Origin of the sequence: Clostridium carboxidivorans P7, assembly GCF_001038625.1 — a bacterium.
In the GTDB taxonomy this organism is placed as follows: Bacteria; Bacillota; Clostridia; order Clostridiales; family Clostridiaceae; genus Clostridium_AM; species Clostridium_AM carboxidivorans.
This window is the reverse complement of sequence record NZ_CP011803.1, coordinates 733,977-751,835: the sequence shown is the minus strand read 5'-3', so window position 1 is coordinate 751,835 and position 17,859 is coordinate 733,977. Positions and strand designations below refer to the sequence as shown.

The window sequence follows — 17,859 nt, the reverse complement described above, 5'->3', positions numbered from 1 at the left end:
TATCTATTTTTGTGCTTTAACTTTATTTCTAAAGTTTCTTAATTCTCTCAATAGCTTCTAATGTATTTTCATAAGTTCCAAAGGCTGTAAGCCGAAAATATCCTTCCCCTACTGGTCCAAAGCCACTTCCTGGTGTACCTACAATATTTGCTTTTTCTAATAAGTAATAAAAAAACTCCCATGAAGTCATGCTATTTGGTGTCTTTAACCATATATATGGTGCATTTACGCCTCCATACACAGAATAACCTTCTTTTTTTAATCCTTCTAGCATTACTTTTGCATTGTTCTTATAATAATCAATCTGCTTTTTTATCTGTTCTTTTCCAGTTTCAGAATAAACAGCTTCTCCTGCTCTTTGAACTATATAAGGTGTACCATTGTATTTAGTTCCATAATGCCGAGCCCAAAGTGCATTTAAAGAAACCTCCGAGTATTTAAGTTCCTTTGGAACAACTGTATATCCAAGCCTTAATCCTGTAAATCCAGCACTCTTTGAAAAACTCTTAAGCTCAATAGCACATGATTTTGCACCCTCACATTCGTAAATTGTATGAGCTGTATTATCTTCTGAAATGTATGCTTCATAAGCAGCATCATATATAATAACTGCGTTTATTCTGTTTGCATAGTCAACCCAAATTTGGAGCTTATCCTTTGTAATTGTTGTTCCCGTTGGGTTATTAGGAAAACAGAGGTATATGATATCTGGTGTTTCCTTTGGAATATCTGGTACAAAATTATTACCTGGAGTGCATGGCATATATATGACATTACTCCACCTTTGCGTATCCTCATCATACGTTCCTGCCCTTCCAGCCATTACATTTGAATCAACATATACAGGGTATACAGGGTCACAAACAGCAACTTTATTATCTACACTAAATAATTCCTGAATATTACCTGCATCACTATTTATTCCATCATTTATGAATACCTCATCTATTGAAATATCAACCCCGCGAGATTTATAGTCACCTTTTATAATTGCACTTCTTAAGAATTCATAACCTAAATCTGGTGCATATCCTTTAAAAGTATCCAAATGTCCCATTTCATCAACTGAACAATGTAATGTATCTATAATAGCTGGTGCTAGTGGTTGAGTTACATCACCAATCCCCAAAGAAATAACCTTTTTATCAGGATTATCCTCCTTAAATTTGGCTACTTTTTTTCCTATAGTTGAAAATAAATATCTTCCTTGCAGCTTCAAATAGTTATCATTCACTTTACACATAATATTCCTCCTTATTGTCTTTTTCTTCTTATTGCAAAGAAATGACTTAAAGGTTCTATAGGATTATTATACTCAGCCACCTCATACTTTGGCACTTCATTTCCGTATCTGAAGCTGCTATTTTTTATATATGTTTAAATTATGCTTATTCTATTTTCTATATAAAGTTTACCTAAAGCCATGAAAAATGGCAAGTCGGAACTTAACACTACTATAATTCTTTATTTAAATAAAACTTAATTAATTAACTAACCTTATATCACATTTAGGTAAATACTTCTTTAACTTTTCTTTATATACTTCATTTGTAGGAGTATCCTTTAACCATAAAGTTGATAAATTAGTTAATCCTTCTAAGGGACTAATATCAGATATTTTATTACTGCCTAAATTAAGAAAATTTAAATTAGTTAATCCCTTTAATGGACTGATATCAGTTATATTATTATCATCTAAAACAAGAGAATTTAGATTAGTTAATCCCTTTAGCGAACTGATATCAGTTATTTTATTGCTACCCAAACTAAGACTTTTTAAATTAGATAATTTTTCTAATGGACTAATATCACTTATATTATTATTATCTAAATCAAGAGAATTTAGATTAGTTAGCTCCTTTAATGAACTTATATCAGTTATTTTATTGTAAACTAAATTAAGTTCTTGTAAATTGGACAACTCTCTTAATAGAGTTATATCATGTATCTTATTGTTTCCTAAATCAATATCTTTCAATTTAGTCAATCCTTCTAAGGATGGTATATCAGTTATTTGATTACCATATAACTCAAGAAATTCTAAATTTGTTAGTCCTTTTAATGGGCTTATATCAGTTATATTATCATCATATAACATAAGTTCTTTAAGATTAGTTAATCCTTTCAACGGAGATATATCTTCAATTTGACAATAGGTTAGAGTAAGAGATTGTAAATTAACTAAACCTTCTATTCCATTAATATACTTTATGGTATTATCACTCTTTATTCCGCAATTCTGCTCCATTAGTTCTGTTATATTCTCCACATCACTTTTGTTAAGAGTTTCCCAGTCTGGTTTGTTCACTTGAATCTTATTTCTTATAAGTCTCTCAAAAACACTATCTTTAAAAACTATAGGTTTTTCCGAAGTCTCTTTAATTTTAAAATTAAAAGTTTTCCCTTCTTTGATTTGTTTGTTTTTCTCTGAATATACTTGTTTAGTTATAACTAAAGTATATTCTTCTCCCAAATTATAGCCTTTTTCAGGTGGAATAACTAAAACTAAATCCCCCCAAGACCCCTCTTGTAATCTAACATTTACTAAATTATTATTTTTATCTTTAACCTGAATACTTTCTTTAGTCAATTTATTAAAATTTATCGGTTGATTAAATCTAATTGCCCAAACTTTATACGCATCTACTGTGGGTTCATTATCACTTGATGCATATGCGTTAGAAGTAAAAAGTAAAAATAAACATGTACAAAAAACGCAAATTATATAGTTATACTTATTTCTTGACAAAATGGAATCCCCCTTTATCATGATTTTTATGTATAATTAGTATCTAATTCAATATTATGGTATATCATACATACTGTCAATATGTGGTACTAGTTCTATCCAACAATACTTCATTTTAGAGTTTATGGTATAATATATATATAAATCAAGTCATATCGGAGGGTGATTTTTATGGAACAATCAGAAGAAGAAGAAAAATTGTGGAACTTTTCATTTATTCTAATGTTAATGATAAATTCACTTATCTTTATTGGTTTCACTATGATGACACCAATATTACCTAAGTACGCAATTAGTTTAGGTGCAGCAATGTCCATCGCAGGTTTAGTTGCTGGTGTTTTTGCAATTACTTCTATTACTATTCGTCCTTTTGCTGGATTTGCAACTGACAGATTCAACAAAAAACATTTATTAATTGTCTCAACCATCTTTTTGGCAATTTCCGCATTAGGTTTAAAAATTTCATATAGTATATCTACTCTTTTTTTCTTTAGAATTATTCAAGGTATATCATTTTCAATAAGTGTTACAGTAATTAATGCTCTATCTACGTCATATATGCCAAAAAAAAGAATTGGTGAAGGAATAGGCTTCATGGGTTTGGGATATATTTTAGCAACTGCAATAAGTCCCAATCTTGGACTGGAAATTTCAACACGATTTGGATTTAAATATGTATTTTATTTATCTTGTGTTATTGTTATGATTGCAGTAGCTCTTATGACCATGATTCCATATAATCCACCAAACAAAAAAAATTTAACTGCAAATAAGTTTCAAATCAAAATTAATGATTTTTTTGCCAAGGAACTAGTTATCTTTGCCATTATTGCTTGCCTATTCACTTTTATGAATGGAGTTATAGGAAGCTTTTTAGCTTTGCTGGGTGATGAGAGACATATCTCAAATATTGGTTATTATTTTACAATAAATGCAATTGTAATTCTTATTATCAGACCACTTTCAGGTAAACTTCTTGATAATAAAGGTTTATCAATTATAGCATTTCCTGCTTTTATTATGGCTATGGCAGCAGCACTATTATTAGCAATTTCCACATCTCTTTGGATGATACTCGCGGTAGCAATTCTCTATGGAATTGGACAAAGTTCACTTTCACCAGCACTACAAGCTACTTGTGTTAAAAGACTAGGACCCAGTAGAGTAGGTGTTGCCACAAGTACTTATTTTATTGGTTATGATGCTGGTCAAGGGCTAGGACCAATCATAGGGGGAACCATAGCAGGTAAATTTGGTTTAACTTCTGTTTTCTACATTTGTGGTGCCCTATTGTTTGCTGGAATAGTTATATATTATTTGTATACATTAAAAACAAAGTATAAAATTGTTAACGAGAAACTAAATAATAATTAACTGAGCTTTCTCACATAAAAAACAACAATCATTTTACGTAATAATAGAGGTGAATTAAATTATAAAATGAAAGAAACAGAAAAAAATATGAAACTATGGAATTTCAATTTTATTATTTTATTAGGGATTAACACCCTTACCTTTATGGCATTTTATCTTGTTTTTCCACTTTTAGCAAAGTACACTTCAAATTTAGGTGCTTCTCTAAGCATGGCAGGCATAATTGTAGGTTTATTTTCAATTACAGCATTGTTTATTGGTCCATTTGGTGGAATATTGACAGATAGAACCAGCAAAAAATATGTAATGATAATTGGTACTTTTATAAATGGAATCACAACCTTAGGTTATGGCTTATCACCTAATATTGCATTTATAATTTTTTTTCGAATAATACATGGTGCCAGTTTCAGCATCACCAGTGCAGCTAGTGTTGCTTGGGCAACAGATTTCATACCGAAAAACAAAATGGGAGAAGGTATAGGTTATCTTGGAATCAGTCAAATTATTGCAACTGCCTTTGGTCCCGAAATAGGAATAGAAGCTGCTAATCGATTTGGAATGTCCAAAACCTTTATAGTATCAGCCGCATTAATCATAACAGCATCATTGTGTATGAACTTTTTACCAAACAAAAATCAGATACCTGTAAAAAATACATTAAAGCAAAAACATGCCCTTCATTTAAAAGATATTATTGCATTTGAAATATTGCCACTATCTTTAATTGGCGGTTTATTTTTTATGGGAAATGGTCTTGCCACTTCATTTTTAGTTTTACTAGGTGAAAAGCGTAACATAAATGGAATTGGAATGTATTTTACAGTAAATGCATTATTCCTTATTTTCACAAGGCCAATGTCTGGAAAACTGTATGACAAAAATGGACTCTCAACTGTTATGTATCCAGCATTATTATTCAGCATCATAGAAGCACTGTTGATAGCTCATGCAAGTGCTCTTTGGATGATAATTTTGGCAGCTATTTTCAAAGCATTTGGACAGGGAACTGCTCAACCTGCACTGCAGGCAGAATGTTTTCATACATTGGGAAGTCAAAAAAAAGGACTAGCTTCAAGTACATTTTTCATTGGTGCCAACTTAGGTCAAGGCTTAGGTCCTTTGATAGGAGGAACTATTGCTTCCTCATTGGGCTATGAATGGTTATTTAATTTTAGTGCTTTAGCATTACTTTGTGGAATTTTTGCTTATGCAATATATAATAAAAGGACTTGCTCTTCATATTTCTAAAGAAAAGTATCAAGTATATTAAAATTGTATATATTACAGCTAACCACCAATTGATTTAAAAAATTATTACCAATTGGTGGTTTATATATTTCTGCAATAATAGTATCGGTAAGTTATTCCAAGCTTAAGTTCTTTCTTTTTTAGATTTACCTTTTTGTGATCTGTCTTTTCCTTATGTATTTAACTATATTCCATCCTATTCTTGAAATAAAACCTTACTTTCTTTTATTCTATTCATCTTTATTTAACAATATTTTTAGGTATTTTTTAGTTATTTCTCAAAACTAAATCTTAATATCTATATATAAAAATAATCAGATAAATGTATAATGTAAAAACCTATGTGTAAGATAAAGAGTAGAAATATATTTGCCTATTTAATTTCAGTTTTTATATTATGATATTAGTTATAATATAAAAATCATTTTTTTCACAATTGGCCATGATATACCAAAATTAGTTCTCGATTAATTGCAATAAAATTTCAAATTAAATTTTATTAAATCAAGTAAAAAAGCCTGTATTATAGAGAAAATTATGTTTATATTACTAAAGGCACATGTATTTCGATGTAGTTATATATAAAACGATATTTTATTTATTATTTATATAATTATTGACAACATTGAAATGATTATATAAAATAAAGAAAGAATATTATATAAATTGAATAATTGTAAACTTTAAAAACAAGAATGCAAATAATTAAATTCAATTTGAATATTCTGAAAAGTCGAAGCCACTTATTTTATCACAAATTAAATTCATTAAGGATACTTCACAATATATATTTTTAAGTATGATAATTCATATTCAATGGTAGGTGAAAGAAATCCTTTTTGATATACCTTAGAAACTCTATAATCCTAATTGGATTTAAGGTTTCACAAGTATCTAATTTTTCTTATAAGAAAGGGGTAAGTAAAATGAGTAACAAAGTTGACACTCAAACAGGCGAAAACCTAGAGCGTGGTCTTGAAGAAAGACATATTAAAATGATGGCAATTGGTGGAGCTATCGGAGTTGGTTTGTTCCTAGGGTCAGCAACAGCTATTAAGGCTGCAGGTCCAGCTATATTGGCTACTTATGCCGTTGCAGGAATAATTATATTTTTTATTATGCGTGCTCTTGGAGAAATGGCTGTTGAGCATCCAGTTGCAGGTTCATTCAGTGCATATGCAAACGATTATGTAAGTCCACTTGCAGGATATTTGACAGGTTGGACATACTGGATAATGTGGGTTGTAACTTGTATGGCAGAAGTTACTGCAGTTGGTATTTATATCAATTTCTGGTTTCCAAGCGTACCTCAGTGGGTATCAGCACTTGTTGCTGTTTGCGTACTTACTGCTGTAAACTTAACTGCAGCAAAAGCATTCGGAGAAATCGAATTCTGGTTTGCACTTATAAAAGTTGTTACAATAATTATTATGATTGCTGTAGGTATAGCTATGATAGCCTTTGGATTAGGAAATAAAGGAGTACCAATCGGTATTTCAAATTTAACTGCTCACGGCGGTTTCTTCCCTAAAGGAATTATGGGACCTATATCAACTTTAACTATGGTTTCCTTTGCTTTCGTAGGAGTTGAACTTATTGGTGTTACTGCTGGAGAAGCAAAAAATCCTGAAAAAGTAATACCATCAGCTATAAACAGTGTTTTCTGGCGAGTAATGGTATTCTATATTGGTGCATTGTTTGTTATAATGTCACTTTATCCTTGGAATAGTATAGGAACAACAGGAAGTCCATTTGTTCTTACCTTCTCCAAACTTGGTATAGCTGCAGCAGCTGGTATAATAAACTTCGTTGTACTTACAGCAGCAGCATCATCATGTAACTCAGGTATATTCACAACTGGACGTATGGTGTATAATTTAGCACTGCAAGGTCAGGCACCTAAGTCCCTTGGAAAACTTAGCTCAACTAATGTTCCTAAAAATGGAATACTTGTTTCAGTAGCCTTTATGTTAGTTGGAGTTATCCTAAACTATGTTGCTCCTGGTAAAGCATTTACTTATGTTACAAGTGTAGGAACATTTGCAGGTATATTTGCTTGGTTCATGATTGTTTATACTCAGATTAAATTCAGACAAAGCCTTACACCTGAACAAGTTGATAAGTTAAAATTTAAAACAATACTTTATCCAGCTTCAGGCATTATCACTATGATATTCTTAGTTGGCGTATTTGTTTCCATGTGTATGGGAGCAGATACAAGAATTCCAGCTATAGTTGGAGTTCTATGGATACTACTTTTAATTGTGGCTTGGTATGCAACTGGATTAAGTAAAAAGGAGCCTACTAAACTTCTTAGCTAATCTATTTAATTATCCATTCAACTATATTGATTAATAATTAGTAATTATAAAATGACTATTTCAAAACTAATTAATTAGATTTGAAATAGTCATTTTTAATTTACAAGTTCTACAGATTTTATTTAAAAATAGTTTATTCAACAATTTTGTAATATGCTCTGGCAGTTAAAGAAAATACAATTGTATAAATTGCTGCAAAAACAAGTATTGTCATTATGGTTGAAAGTATAAACAAATTTATATTTTTCAAACCTAAAAGAGCAAGCATCTTTGTAATCATTGGAAATGCAAAGGCAATATGGATTACTGTGAAAACGAGAGGCAGGAAAAATACCATTAACACTTGACTTCTTATTGTCTTCCTTATTTCCTTTTTATCCATTCCAACTTTCTGCATAATTTCAAAACGTTCCTTATCTTCATATCCTTCTGATATCTGCTTGTAGTAAATAATAAGCACTGTTGCCATTAAAAATAATGTACCTAAAAATATGCCTAAGAAGAACAACCCACCATATAAGGAAAGAAATCCTTCCCTGCCAGATACAGCGCTTTCAGCATTAGCTTTCATTTTATTTTGCACAAAATTTTTATTTAATTTATCAGAAATTGATAGTATATCCTTATTAGTGCCATTAATATTAACGCCAATTGTATATTCCTTAAATCCATTCTTTCCTACAGTATCTATATTATTTACAAATATTACATAGGTATCTACTATATCTGTCATAGCATTATTTAAATCAGATATAGGTTTATCCAATCTTTGTTTAACTTTAAAGGTTTTGTTATCAATATTAATTGTATTACCAATATAATCCTTTACTTTTGAGAACAAAATTACTTCATCATCATGAAGAGTAATATTCTTTCCTTCTAATCTATTATAATCTGAAATAGGAATAACCTCTATAACAGAAACCTTTAACTTATCAGTGTTTTTACTTACAGATAAAAATTTACCACCTTTTTTCACAGCTTCTAGACTATTATCAGTATAATAGAGCTTATCTTTCATATCTATTTTATTATTTTTTAATTCAGCATTTAAAATCTCATCCAGCCTTTGTATTTGATTTTTATTAGTTTCTTTGGATGTTATAATTATATCTCTTGGATAGCGAAGCTTTAGCATATCTTCCATGCCCACATATAAAGAAATTGTAGTTGAAAGCATAACAAGTACAGCAGTGCTTAAGATGCAAATATTTGCAAGTCCTACTGCATTTTGCTTCATTCTGTACATCATACCAGAAATAGATATAAAATTCCCTGTCTTATAGTAAAAGTTCTTCTGTCTCCTAAGAAACTTTAATATTGCAATACTTCCTGCTGTAAAGATTGCATAAGTTCCTATCATAACCAGAATAACTGCAGCAAAGAATAAATTCAAAGCCGAAAGAGGTGATTTAACATTTAATGCTATTCCATATCCGCTGCAAAGAGCTGCCACTCCTATAATAGTCATAATCCATTTTGTTTTTGGCTCCTTTTCTCCCTGTGCAGACCCTTTTAAAAGTTCAATAGGCTTTAATATTTTTATTTGAAATAAATTTGATAACAAGGTTGCAAAAAAGATACTACAAAAAACAATTAAGGTTTTTATAAGGGATGGTATTGAAACCGAAAATCCAAAAGGTACTTTAAAATTAAGCATTTTTATTAGCAAAAGAAACATAAGCTTATTTAGAATAATACCGAAAATAAGTCCAACTGTTAAACTGACAGCAGAAGTAAAAATACACTCATAACATAGTATTTTTGCAATATGCTTTTTTTCAAGTCCCAGTACATTATAAAGTCCAATTTCTTTTTTACGTCTTTTAATCAAGAAACTATTTGTATAAAAAAGAAATATAGCTGAAAATATTCCTATTACTATTGTTCCTAAAAAGAGAATTGACTTTAGGCTAGCAGCACCACTGACTCCATCCAGTCCTTTATTTGTTGAAATTGCATACATTATATAAAACATCATAATTGTACATATACAAGTAAGTATGAACGGAAAATAAGTCTTACTATTTTTTTTGATATTTATTACTGCTAACCTCTGATAAAATAACTTACTCATTTGCTGCACCTCCAGTAGTAATCACTGTAAGTGTATTTGAAATTTTTTCAAACATCTCCTCCTTTGACATTGAACCTCTATAAAGCTGATGAAACACTTCCCCATCTTTTATAAAAAGCACCCTTCCTGCATGACTTGCTGCCTTAGTACTGTGGGTAACCATAACAATTGTCTGTCCCTCATTATTAATATCTGAAAATAATTTTAAAAGCTGATCTGTTGATTTTGAATCAAGAGCTCCTGTTGGCTCATCTGCTAAAATAAGCTGAGGATCTGTAATTAAAGCTCTGGCAACAGCTGCTCTTTGTTTTTGTCCCCCTGATACTTCATAAGGAAACTTTTCTAATATTTGTTCTATGCCCAATTTCTCTGCAATAGGCTTCAATCTTTTTTTCATTTCCTTGTAAGATTTTCTGGATAAAACAAGTGGTAAAAAGATATTGTCCTTTAAAGAAAAGGTATCAAGCAAATTAAAATCTTGAAATACAAAACCTAAATTTTCTCTACGAAATGCAGTGATTTCACTTTCTTTAATTGCAACAATATTCTTACCCTCAAGTAAAACCTCACCACTAGTTGGCTTATCTAAGGATGCTAGTATGTTGAGTAATGTAGTTTTTCCTGAACCTGACTCTCCCATAATTGCTACATATTCACCCTCTTCCACTGAAAAGGTTACATTGCTTAAAGCTTGAACTTGATTTCCTCCAAATCTTGATGAATATATTTTCTTTAAATTATTTACTTCTAATAACTTCATTTTCTTCCTCCCTTGTTCACTTTGACTATACTATAATTATAAAAAAAAGAGAAATGCTAAGCCATAACTTTAGCTTACATTTCTCATTTTAACCTTACATCTTTGTAACATTGGATTATTCAATTATAGTTTTTACAGAAGAAAGATTGATTTTTACTTTAGTTCCTACATTAACCTTAGAAGTAATGTTTATTGTATGTGAAAGCTTATCTAATATCTTTTTACAAAGGTAAAGACCAATCCCTGTTGCCTTTTTATCCATACGTCCATTGTATCCAGTAAAACCTCTTTCAAATACTCTTGGTAAATCTTCCTCTGCAATACCTGCGCCCGTATCCTCAATCACAAGCACCTTCTTAGAAGTATCCTCCATATATATTGATATTTTCCCACTGCTTGTATATTTTAATGCATTCCATAATATTTGTTCAATTACAAATACCAGCCACTTTTCATCTGTAAGCACAATACAGTCCATTTCTTTTAAATTAAGTACTATATTTTTTCTAATGAATACATGTGCATACTTTCTAATAACTTGTTTTATAATTTGAAGCAAGTTATAGCTTTTAAGCACCAAATCCGATGAGTTATTATCAATTTTTAAGTAACCCAGCACCATTTCAACATACTGTTCAATTTTAAAGACTTGCTCTAATAGTTCCTTGTTTTGTTCAGTATACTCACTTTGCAGTATCAATCTCATTGCAGCAATTGGTGTTTTAATTTGATGTGCCCAAAGAGTATAATAATCTATCATTTCTGTCTGCTTAATATCCATTTTAGAAATCAGCTCTGTACTTTGATTATAAAGTGTCTGCAGAATGTTTTGGTAGTCAGCTTCAACTAAATTATTAGCTGCTGGCAATTTATCTAACCCTATATTTATCTTTTTTTCAAGGATGCACAGCTCATTATGCTTTTTATAGTATTTAATAAAATCATAAGTAATAAATATAAAAGCTGTAATGCTTGATAAAAAAGAAGCATATAAAACTGGTTCAAGCTCTAAAGAGTATAATGAAAATACCCCAGCAAAAATTCCAATAAAAATACTTCCCATTATTATTGTTTTTTTATGACCTCTAATATACCATAAAACAATCTGTAAAAAAGATTTTTTTTTCATATTATTCCACCACATACCCAATGCCTTTTTTGGTCTTAACAAAGTCGCAAATACCAGCATCTGAAAGTTTTTTTCTAAGACGGGTTACATTAACAGTTAAAGTATTATCATCTATATAGCTGTCACTTTCCCAAAGCCTTGTCATAATAACATCCCTTGGAATTGCCTTGCCAACATTCTCAAGTAAAATTTGAAGTATCTTAAATTCATTCTTTGTAAGCTCAATCTTATTATTTTCATATTCAATAGTAGCGTTGTTCAAATTCAACACAACACCATTATGCTCAATTATATCCATGGTCCCACCAAAAGAATATGTTCTTCTTATTAATGCCTGTACCTTTGCCACAAGAATATTTAAATCAAAGGGTTTAGAAATAAAGTCATCCCCCCCCATATTTACAGCCATAATGATATTCATACTATCAGACATGGAAGAAATAAAAATAATAGGAACTTTTGATAATTTGCGAATTTCGCTGCACCAATGATAGCCATTGAAAAATGGTAGTGATATATCCAAAAGCACAAGGTGTGGCTGAAACCTAATAAATTCTGCAATAACATCTTTGAAATCAGTTATAAATTCAGTTTCATAATTCCAGCCACTGAGACAATTTTTTATTGATTTTGCAATAGCCATATCATCTTCAACAATCAAAATTTTATACATATCCCTACTCCCATTTTTTTATAAATTTCTTTTTTCATTATACAATAAATTTCTATTATTTTCACATTGTTTCATCCGATTTAAATATTTCAATACTATATATCTGAAGATCTATAATCAATTATATATTATATCCACATTGTACCATAATTACATATAATTTAAACACTTGTCTTTTTTAACTTGACACAAATCAATAAAGATAATAATCTAATAAAGGTAAGAGTTACCAGCAACAAAAATTCAAAATTGGAGGAATGCAGCATGGAACCTATAAAATTAAAGTCAAGTTGGCTTAATAAGTGTTTAATGAAATTTTTTAACAAAGAAGTGATTTCACAAGAGGATTTAGATAAAATCAAATATTTACACCTTAGTTCTACATATGAAGAATGCATGATTAGTTTAGAAACTCCACCTAAAAGAGTTATACATCCTAATAGTGGTGATCAATGGTGTGATTGCTGTGACTGGAATGTAGAAAATTCAAAAAAATTAGATAATCTAATAAAAATAGACAAGTATGATTATATCTATAACATTGCCTTAATCAACGAAGAAGCAGATGTTGAAGATGAAACTGCTGAAAAAGTAGAAATAGAGACTTCTGAATTTGAAAAGTCTATAACTAATATAGGAGAATTAGTTGAAGTAGAGGATGAAGACTATATTTCAGAAAATGATGATGATGAATCAGAAGATAATATAATATTTAGTGAAGATCTAAAATACTTTAGAAATTTAGAGGAACTGCGTTTATCAGTATGCTCAGATATCTATTCTCTAGGCTTTTTAAACAATATGCCTAACCTTAGGATTTTAGAATTAAGTGAAGTACAGCTTAAAGATAATAATGGTTTTGAAAATCTTCTAAACTTAAAACAGTTATCTATTTGGGGAGATTAAAAAGTAAAAAATAATTGTACTAGCCAACTTTCTAATTATATTCTTCATAACAACTTTAGAAAGTTGGCATTTTGCAATCTATTCCTTGAACCTATAAATCAATGCTTCAATAATTAATAACACTAAATTTGATCTTTTAACTATAAAAGCAAAATAATTTGTTTTTATATCATATTATGAAACAATGTTAATAGGTTTTTTATTAATAAACGCTTCAATGTTTCTACCCAAAAGATCCATAAGTCTTTGTCTTGATTCAATACATTTCCACCCTATATGGGGAGTAATTATAACATTTTTCATATTAAAAAGTGGATTATTTAATTCTGGAGGCTCTGGATCTTGAACATCAAGTGCTGCTCCTGCAATTTTTTTACTTTTCAAGGCTTCAATCAGGTCTATTTCTTTTATAATAGCCCCTCTGGAAGTATTTATAATAAAGGCTGATGGCTTCATAAGTTCTAGTTTGGATTTGTCAATAAGATGTCTTGTTTCAGGCATAAGTGGACAATGCAGCGTAATAAAATCACTTTCTTTAAGAAGTTCTTCAAGCTTTACAAATCTTATATTTGAATCTCCTAAGTCTTTATTGGTTCTGCTATATACAAGTACTTTCATTCCTAAAGCCCTTGCTATTTTCATAACCTGCTGACCAATAGCCCCTGCTCCAATAACTCCAAGTATTTTATTTTGTACTTCAAAATGAGGAACTTGAAGACATTTAGTAAAATTATCATAATTTTTGCCTTCAATCATTCTCTGCTGATTTGATAATGAAGAACTTAAACTCAACATAAAGGTAATAACTAACTGTGCAACTGCCTCTGTACTATAGCCTGGTAAATTACATACAAGTATATTTTTTTCCTTTGCTGCTTTTATATCAATATTGTTGTATCCAGTACCAGCTTCACAAATCAACTTTACACAAGGTGGAAATTGTTCAATTAACTTCCTATCAATTGTCATTTCTTTTGTAACTACGATATTTTGATCCTTTACTCTTTCCAAAATTTCTTCATTACTGCTATGCTCATATTTACTAACTTTACCTAAGCTATTTAAGTATGAAAAATCAAGCTTGTTATCAAAATCTATTCTCTTTGAATTAAGAAATACAATATTATTCATTTGTTCCTCCTTTTATTTCAGTTGTATTTAATTATTAGTATACTACTTTATAAACATCTAAAACAAATAAATATGCATATTAAATTTGTATTTATGTTTTCATTTTGCTTCTATATTGTTCCCCCAAAAAATTTTTCACTAATTCCCACTTATATTTATATCACCATCTAAAGATAAAAGCTTAATATTCTTTTCTTTTAAAGAATGATCTACATTTGAGTCAAGATTATTAGTTACCTTTCCCATATGTGTCTTAGCAGATAAATTAAATTTTTCATCTTTAGGAAGCTTTAAATTTATGTTTCCTAAGTTTGAATTTACAGTAATATTACCACATATATTATTTAATGAAATTTTGATATCACTATCATGTACATCACATTGTATATTCTTTGAACTTGAATTCACTATTTTTATTTTGCTCAATTTAGACTTTATAGATAGCTTATTTTTATAACTTTTAGGTATATCAACATTCAAACTTAATCCTTCATAGCCACCAAGACAAACTGTACCTATTTTACTGCTTGAAGTAACATTTAAAACATCATTTTCTATACCAGATTCAAAGTTATAAGCTCCAAATATAAATCCTTTTTGAACCTTAGAAAAGCTACATTTTATATCCTTTGAATCAGAAGCTGTAATATTAACATCAAAATCTCCCTCTAATGATATTTCCTTTAAATTTTCTATTTCTTTTGAAGTAAAGATTCTTTGTGAATTCTCAGCTTTAGTTGGCGAGAAAAGTAATATACCTCCTGCCACAACTAAAATTAATACAAAAATTAATAATACTTTTTTTATCATGATTAGTACCTCCATATAATATGTTTTCAAGCTTCTAGTTTTATTCCACATGATAATTTTTCAAGCTTAATATGAGTATATACTGCTAGGATTAATGTATTATTAATGTAAAATTAATAGGAGTTTAATTTTATGATAATTTTTGTCCTTACAGAAATATGCATTGAAGGGTTATTCTACTCATAAGCACATTCTTACAAGCTTTGGCAGCACTTTAATACCTTACTTCCAAAACTTGACGTAAATTAATAGGGATATTAAACTACTTAATATAGAAGGTCATCAAATGATTATTAGGTTTAGGTGAAATTTTTTTCAGTGGAAACTTAAAATCATGTATTTAACATCTTAGTAATTGGATAAATCAATACTAAAGATTATAGGGGGAGTTAAAAATATGAATTCAATTTTAATTGTAGATGACGACAAGGAAATTGTAGAGTTAATAGATTTTTATATGAAGAATAATGGATACAATACCTATAAAGCATTTAATGGTAAAGAAGCCTTAGAAATTTTTCAAAAGGAGCAAATAGATATTGTAATACTAGATATAATGATGCCGGACCTTGATGGAAAAGAAGTTTTAAGAAAAATTAGAGAAAAAAGCAGCACTCCTATAATATTCTTATCTGCTAAAGGCGAAGATATCGATAAAATTGATGGTCTATTCCTTGGTGCAGATGATTATCTTGCCAAGCCTTTTAATACTCTAGAACTTATTGCAAGAGTTAAAGCACTTTTAAGAAGAAGTACCATATTTAACAACACTAAGGAAGAAAGCAACCTCACAATTATTAATAAGCATCTAAAGCTGGATGAAGAAAGCTGTAAAGTATATAAGGATGATGTAGAAATCCAGCTGACCTCCTTTGAGTATAAACTTATATGCTTTTTTATGAAAAATAGAAATAAGGTTTTCACTAAAGGTCAATTATATGAAGAGGTATGGGGACAATGTTATCTTGGAGATGAAAAAATTATAATGGTTTATATAAGTAAGTTAAGAGAAAAAATAGAGGACAATCCTAAAGAACCTAATTTTATCAAGACTATAAGAGGCCTTGGTTATATATTTCAAGGTGATTAAATTATGAAGTTTAATTTTAATATTATTAAGAAAAAATTAGGTGTAAAAAACTTTCTTATAATAAATTGTTTAATAACCTTTTTAGTATTGTATGTAATTATACAGTTATCATATAAATCCTCAGCCTTTATAGTAAAAAAGCTTGTTTTTAATAATGAGCAAATCAATAATATATCAATGTCTTCTTATTATAATGAAGACTTTGATAAAATCAAACTAGGTTTCCTTTCTGAAATAGGTGGGTGGGAAGAAGTTCTCAATGAAGATAAGAAAGTAATCTATGTAAAAGGTGAAAAAAAAGATAGTATAATGCAATACAATGATGAACAACTATTTAGATTATCTTCTGTTGGAAATTGCTCATCTGAAAATCCTTACTATGGAGAAATATTTTCAGTAAAAGGAAAACATGGTGAACCCTGCCTCTTTCTTTATAAAATTGATAGAAGGAAACTCACACTTTCTTTTACCTATAAACCTAATTTATATACTAAAGCTGACAGCCTTCTTTCTTTTAAGGTTTATGGGATACTATATTTAACTCAATTTATTTATTTGTTAATAGGTTTATATATTTGCAGTCTTATAAGCTCAAAATTTATAACAAATCCCCTTAAAAACTTTATTCACAGCATAAAAAACTTAAAAAAGCTGGATTATGGTACTAGAGCTAATGTAAAAGGTTTAAAAGAGCTTCAAGATGTTGAAACTGAATTTAATGAAATGGTAATAGAACTTGAAAAAGTCAAAGAAGAAAATAAAAGAATAGATGAGAGTAAAAAAAGACTTTTAGTCGATATATCTCATGATTTAAAAACGCCTATAACCTCTATTCAGGGATTCTCCAAACTTTTGCTAGAGGAGAATGTAACCTTTGAGGAGAAAGAAAAATTCTTAAAGATAATACATAATAAAGCAATATACTCCACAGCACTCATTGAAGATTTATTTGCACTTTCAAAACTGGAAGATTCAGATTACAGCCCTTCTTTAGTAAAGCTTAACTTTACTGAATGGCTTAGACGTCTTATTGTAGAATACTATGAAGAATTTCAAAATAAACACTTTAACTTAGAACTAAACATAAGTGATTATCCTATTATATTTAAATTTGATGAAAAGCTTATGAAAAGGGCAATCTCCAACATTTTTAATAATGCTTTAAATCATAATGAAGATTACACAAGATTAAAGATTTCTTGTTATTTAGAAGATAATAATGTAATTTTACAAATTGGTAATAATGGACATTATATTGACAAATCAATTAGACATACAATATTTGAACCCTTCGTAAAATCAGAAATTAGTGCTGGTGGAAGTGGTCTGGGCCTAGCTATAACGAAAAAAATTATAAAAAAACATGGTGGAGATATTAGTCTTACTTCTCGTGAATCCCTAAATAATTTATTTATTATCTCTATTCCTCTTAAATTTTAGAATTTATTAATGTTAGATTAGCTTTATATTAAGGCTAATCTATTATTATTTTAAGTGAATTTATCTAAGGTGTAATTTCAATCTTTGCTTCTATTTAAAATAAGGAGATATTACATAGTTACTTTTATAGAGTAACTTGTATTATTAA

General features: G+C 29.3%; 14 protein-coding genes. 6 read left to right on the top strand and 8 right to left on the bottom strand.

The genetic code is table 11. The annotated features are described in order from the left end of the window. Positions 1 to 28: 28 nt before the first annotated feature. Together Ccar_RS03235 and Ccar_RS25980 are read right to left on the bottom strand one after the other, a co-directional pair. The gene (locus Ccar_RS03235) at positions 29 to 1,243 is read right to left on the bottom strand and encodes an LL-diaminopimelate aminotransferase (protein WP_007058894.1); all 1,215 of its coding nucleotides are present in this window, start codon (positions 1,241 to 1,243) and stop codon (positions 29 to 31) included. A 240-nt stretch (positions 1,244 to 1,483) separates the two neighbouring features. After that, a complete protein-coding gene (locus Ccar_RS25980) occupies positions 1,484 to 2,749 on the bottom strand; it encodes a leucine-rich repeat domain-containing protein (RefSeq protein ID WP_007058895.1) in 1,266 nt (421 codons plus the stop codon). Positions 2,750 to 2,920: 171 nt separating this feature from the next. On the opposite strand from Ccar_RS25980, the gene Ccar_RS03225 reads away from it, so the two are divergent. The 3 genes from Ccar_RS03225 (at position 2,921) to Ccar_RS03215 (ending at position 7,695) form a co-directional block, all read left to right on the top strand. Next, the gene (locus Ccar_RS03225) at positions 2,921 to 4,123 is read left to right on the top strand and encodes an MFS transporter (protein ID WP_007058896.1); all 1,203 of its coding nucleotides are present in this window, start codon (positions 2,921 to 2,923) and stop codon (positions 4,121 to 4,123) included. Between the two features lie 66 nt (positions 4,124 to 4,189). Next, complete coding sequence (locus tag Ccar_RS03220) at positions 4,190 to 5,374, top strand: MFS transporter (RefSeq protein WP_048029882.1); 1,185 nt, start codon at positions 4,190 to 4,192, stop codon at positions 5,372 to 5,374. Between the two features lie 926 nt (positions 5,375 to 6,300). Next, the gene (locus Ccar_RS03215; protein ID WP_007058899.1) at positions 6,301 to 7,695 is read left to right on the top strand and encodes an amino acid permease; all 1,395 of its coding nucleotides are present in this window, start codon (positions 6,301 to 6,303) and stop codon (positions 7,693 to 7,695) included. A 133-nt stretch (positions 7,696 to 7,828) separates the two neighbouring features. On the opposite strand, the gene Ccar_RS03210 is transcribed toward Ccar_RS03215, so the two are convergent. The 4 genes from Ccar_RS03210 to Ccar_RS03195 all read right to left on the bottom strand — a co-directional run bounded on the left by Ccar_RS03210 (position 7,829) and on the right by Ccar_RS03195 (position 12,334). After that, positions 7,829 to 9,772: an ABC transporter permease gene (locus Ccar_RS03210; protein ID WP_048029880.1), complete on the bottom strand. Its 1,944-nt coding sequence runs from the start codon at positions 9,770 to 9,772 to the stop codon at positions 7,829 to 7,831. Then, the gene (locus tag Ccar_RS03205; RefSeq protein ID WP_007058901.1) at positions 9,765 to 10,532 is read right to left on the bottom strand and encodes an ABC transporter ATP-binding protein; all 768 of its coding nucleotides are present in this window, start codon (positions 10,530 to 10,532) and stop codon (positions 9,765 to 9,767) included. The genes Ccar_RS03210 and Ccar_RS03205 overlap by 8 nt, the downstream gene beginning before the upstream one ends. 115 nt (positions 10,533 to 10,647) lie before the next feature. Further along, a complete protein-coding gene (locus Ccar_RS03200) occupies positions 10,648 to 11,661 on the bottom strand; it encodes a sensor histidine kinase (RefSeq protein WP_007058902.1) in 1,014 nt (337 codons plus the stop codon). A gap of 1 nt (position 11,662) precedes the next feature. Next, positions 11,663 to 12,334 carry a response regulator transcription factor gene (locus Ccar_RS03195; RefSeq protein ID WP_007058903.1) on the bottom strand — a complete coding sequence of 224 codons (672 nt, stop codon included), beginning with the start codon at positions 12,332 to 12,334 and terminating at the stop codon, positions 11,663 to 11,665. 264 nt (positions 12,335 to 12,598) lie between these two features. On the opposite strand from Ccar_RS03195, the gene Ccar_RS03190 reads away from it, so the two are divergent. Further along, positions 12,599 to 13,240, top strand: coding sequence for a hypothetical protein (locus tag Ccar_RS03190; protein WP_007058904.1), 642 nt, complete (start codon positions 12,599 to 12,601; stop codon positions 13,238 to 13,240). A 174-nt stretch (positions 13,241 to 13,414) separates the two neighbouring features. Here the strand turns inward: Ccar_RS03190 and Ccar_RS03185 are convergent, their stop codons facing one another. Further along, entirely contained in the window at positions 13,415 to 14,371 is a 957-nt protein-coding gene (locus Ccar_RS03185) for an NAD(P)-dependent oxidoreductase (RefSeq protein ID WP_048029879.1), read from the bottom strand. 138 nt (positions 14,372 to 14,509) lie between these two features. Continuing rightward, positions 14,510 to 15,181, bottom strand: coding sequence for a DUF4097 family beta strand repeat-containing protein (locus Ccar_RS03180; protein ID WP_007058906.1), 672 nt, complete (start codon positions 15,179 to 15,181; stop codon positions 14,510 to 14,512). A 397-nt stretch (positions 15,182 to 15,578) separates the two neighbouring features. Between Ccar_RS03180 and Ccar_RS03175 the strand changes: the two genes are divergently transcribed. Next, on the top strand, positions 15,579 to 16,271 hold the full coding sequence (locus Ccar_RS03175; protein ID WP_007058907.1) for a response regulator transcription factor: 693 nt from the start codon (positions 15,579 to 15,581) through the stop codon (positions 16,269 to 16,271). A gap of 3 nt (positions 16,272 to 16,274) precedes the next feature. Further along, positions 16,275 to 17,711, top strand: a complete 1,437-nt coding sequence (locus tag Ccar_RS03170; RefSeq protein WP_007058908.1) for a HAMP domain-containing sensor histidine kinase — start codon at positions 16,275 to 16,277, stop codon at positions 17,709 to 17,711. The last annotated feature ends 148 nt before the right edge of the window (positions 17,712 to 17,859 follow it).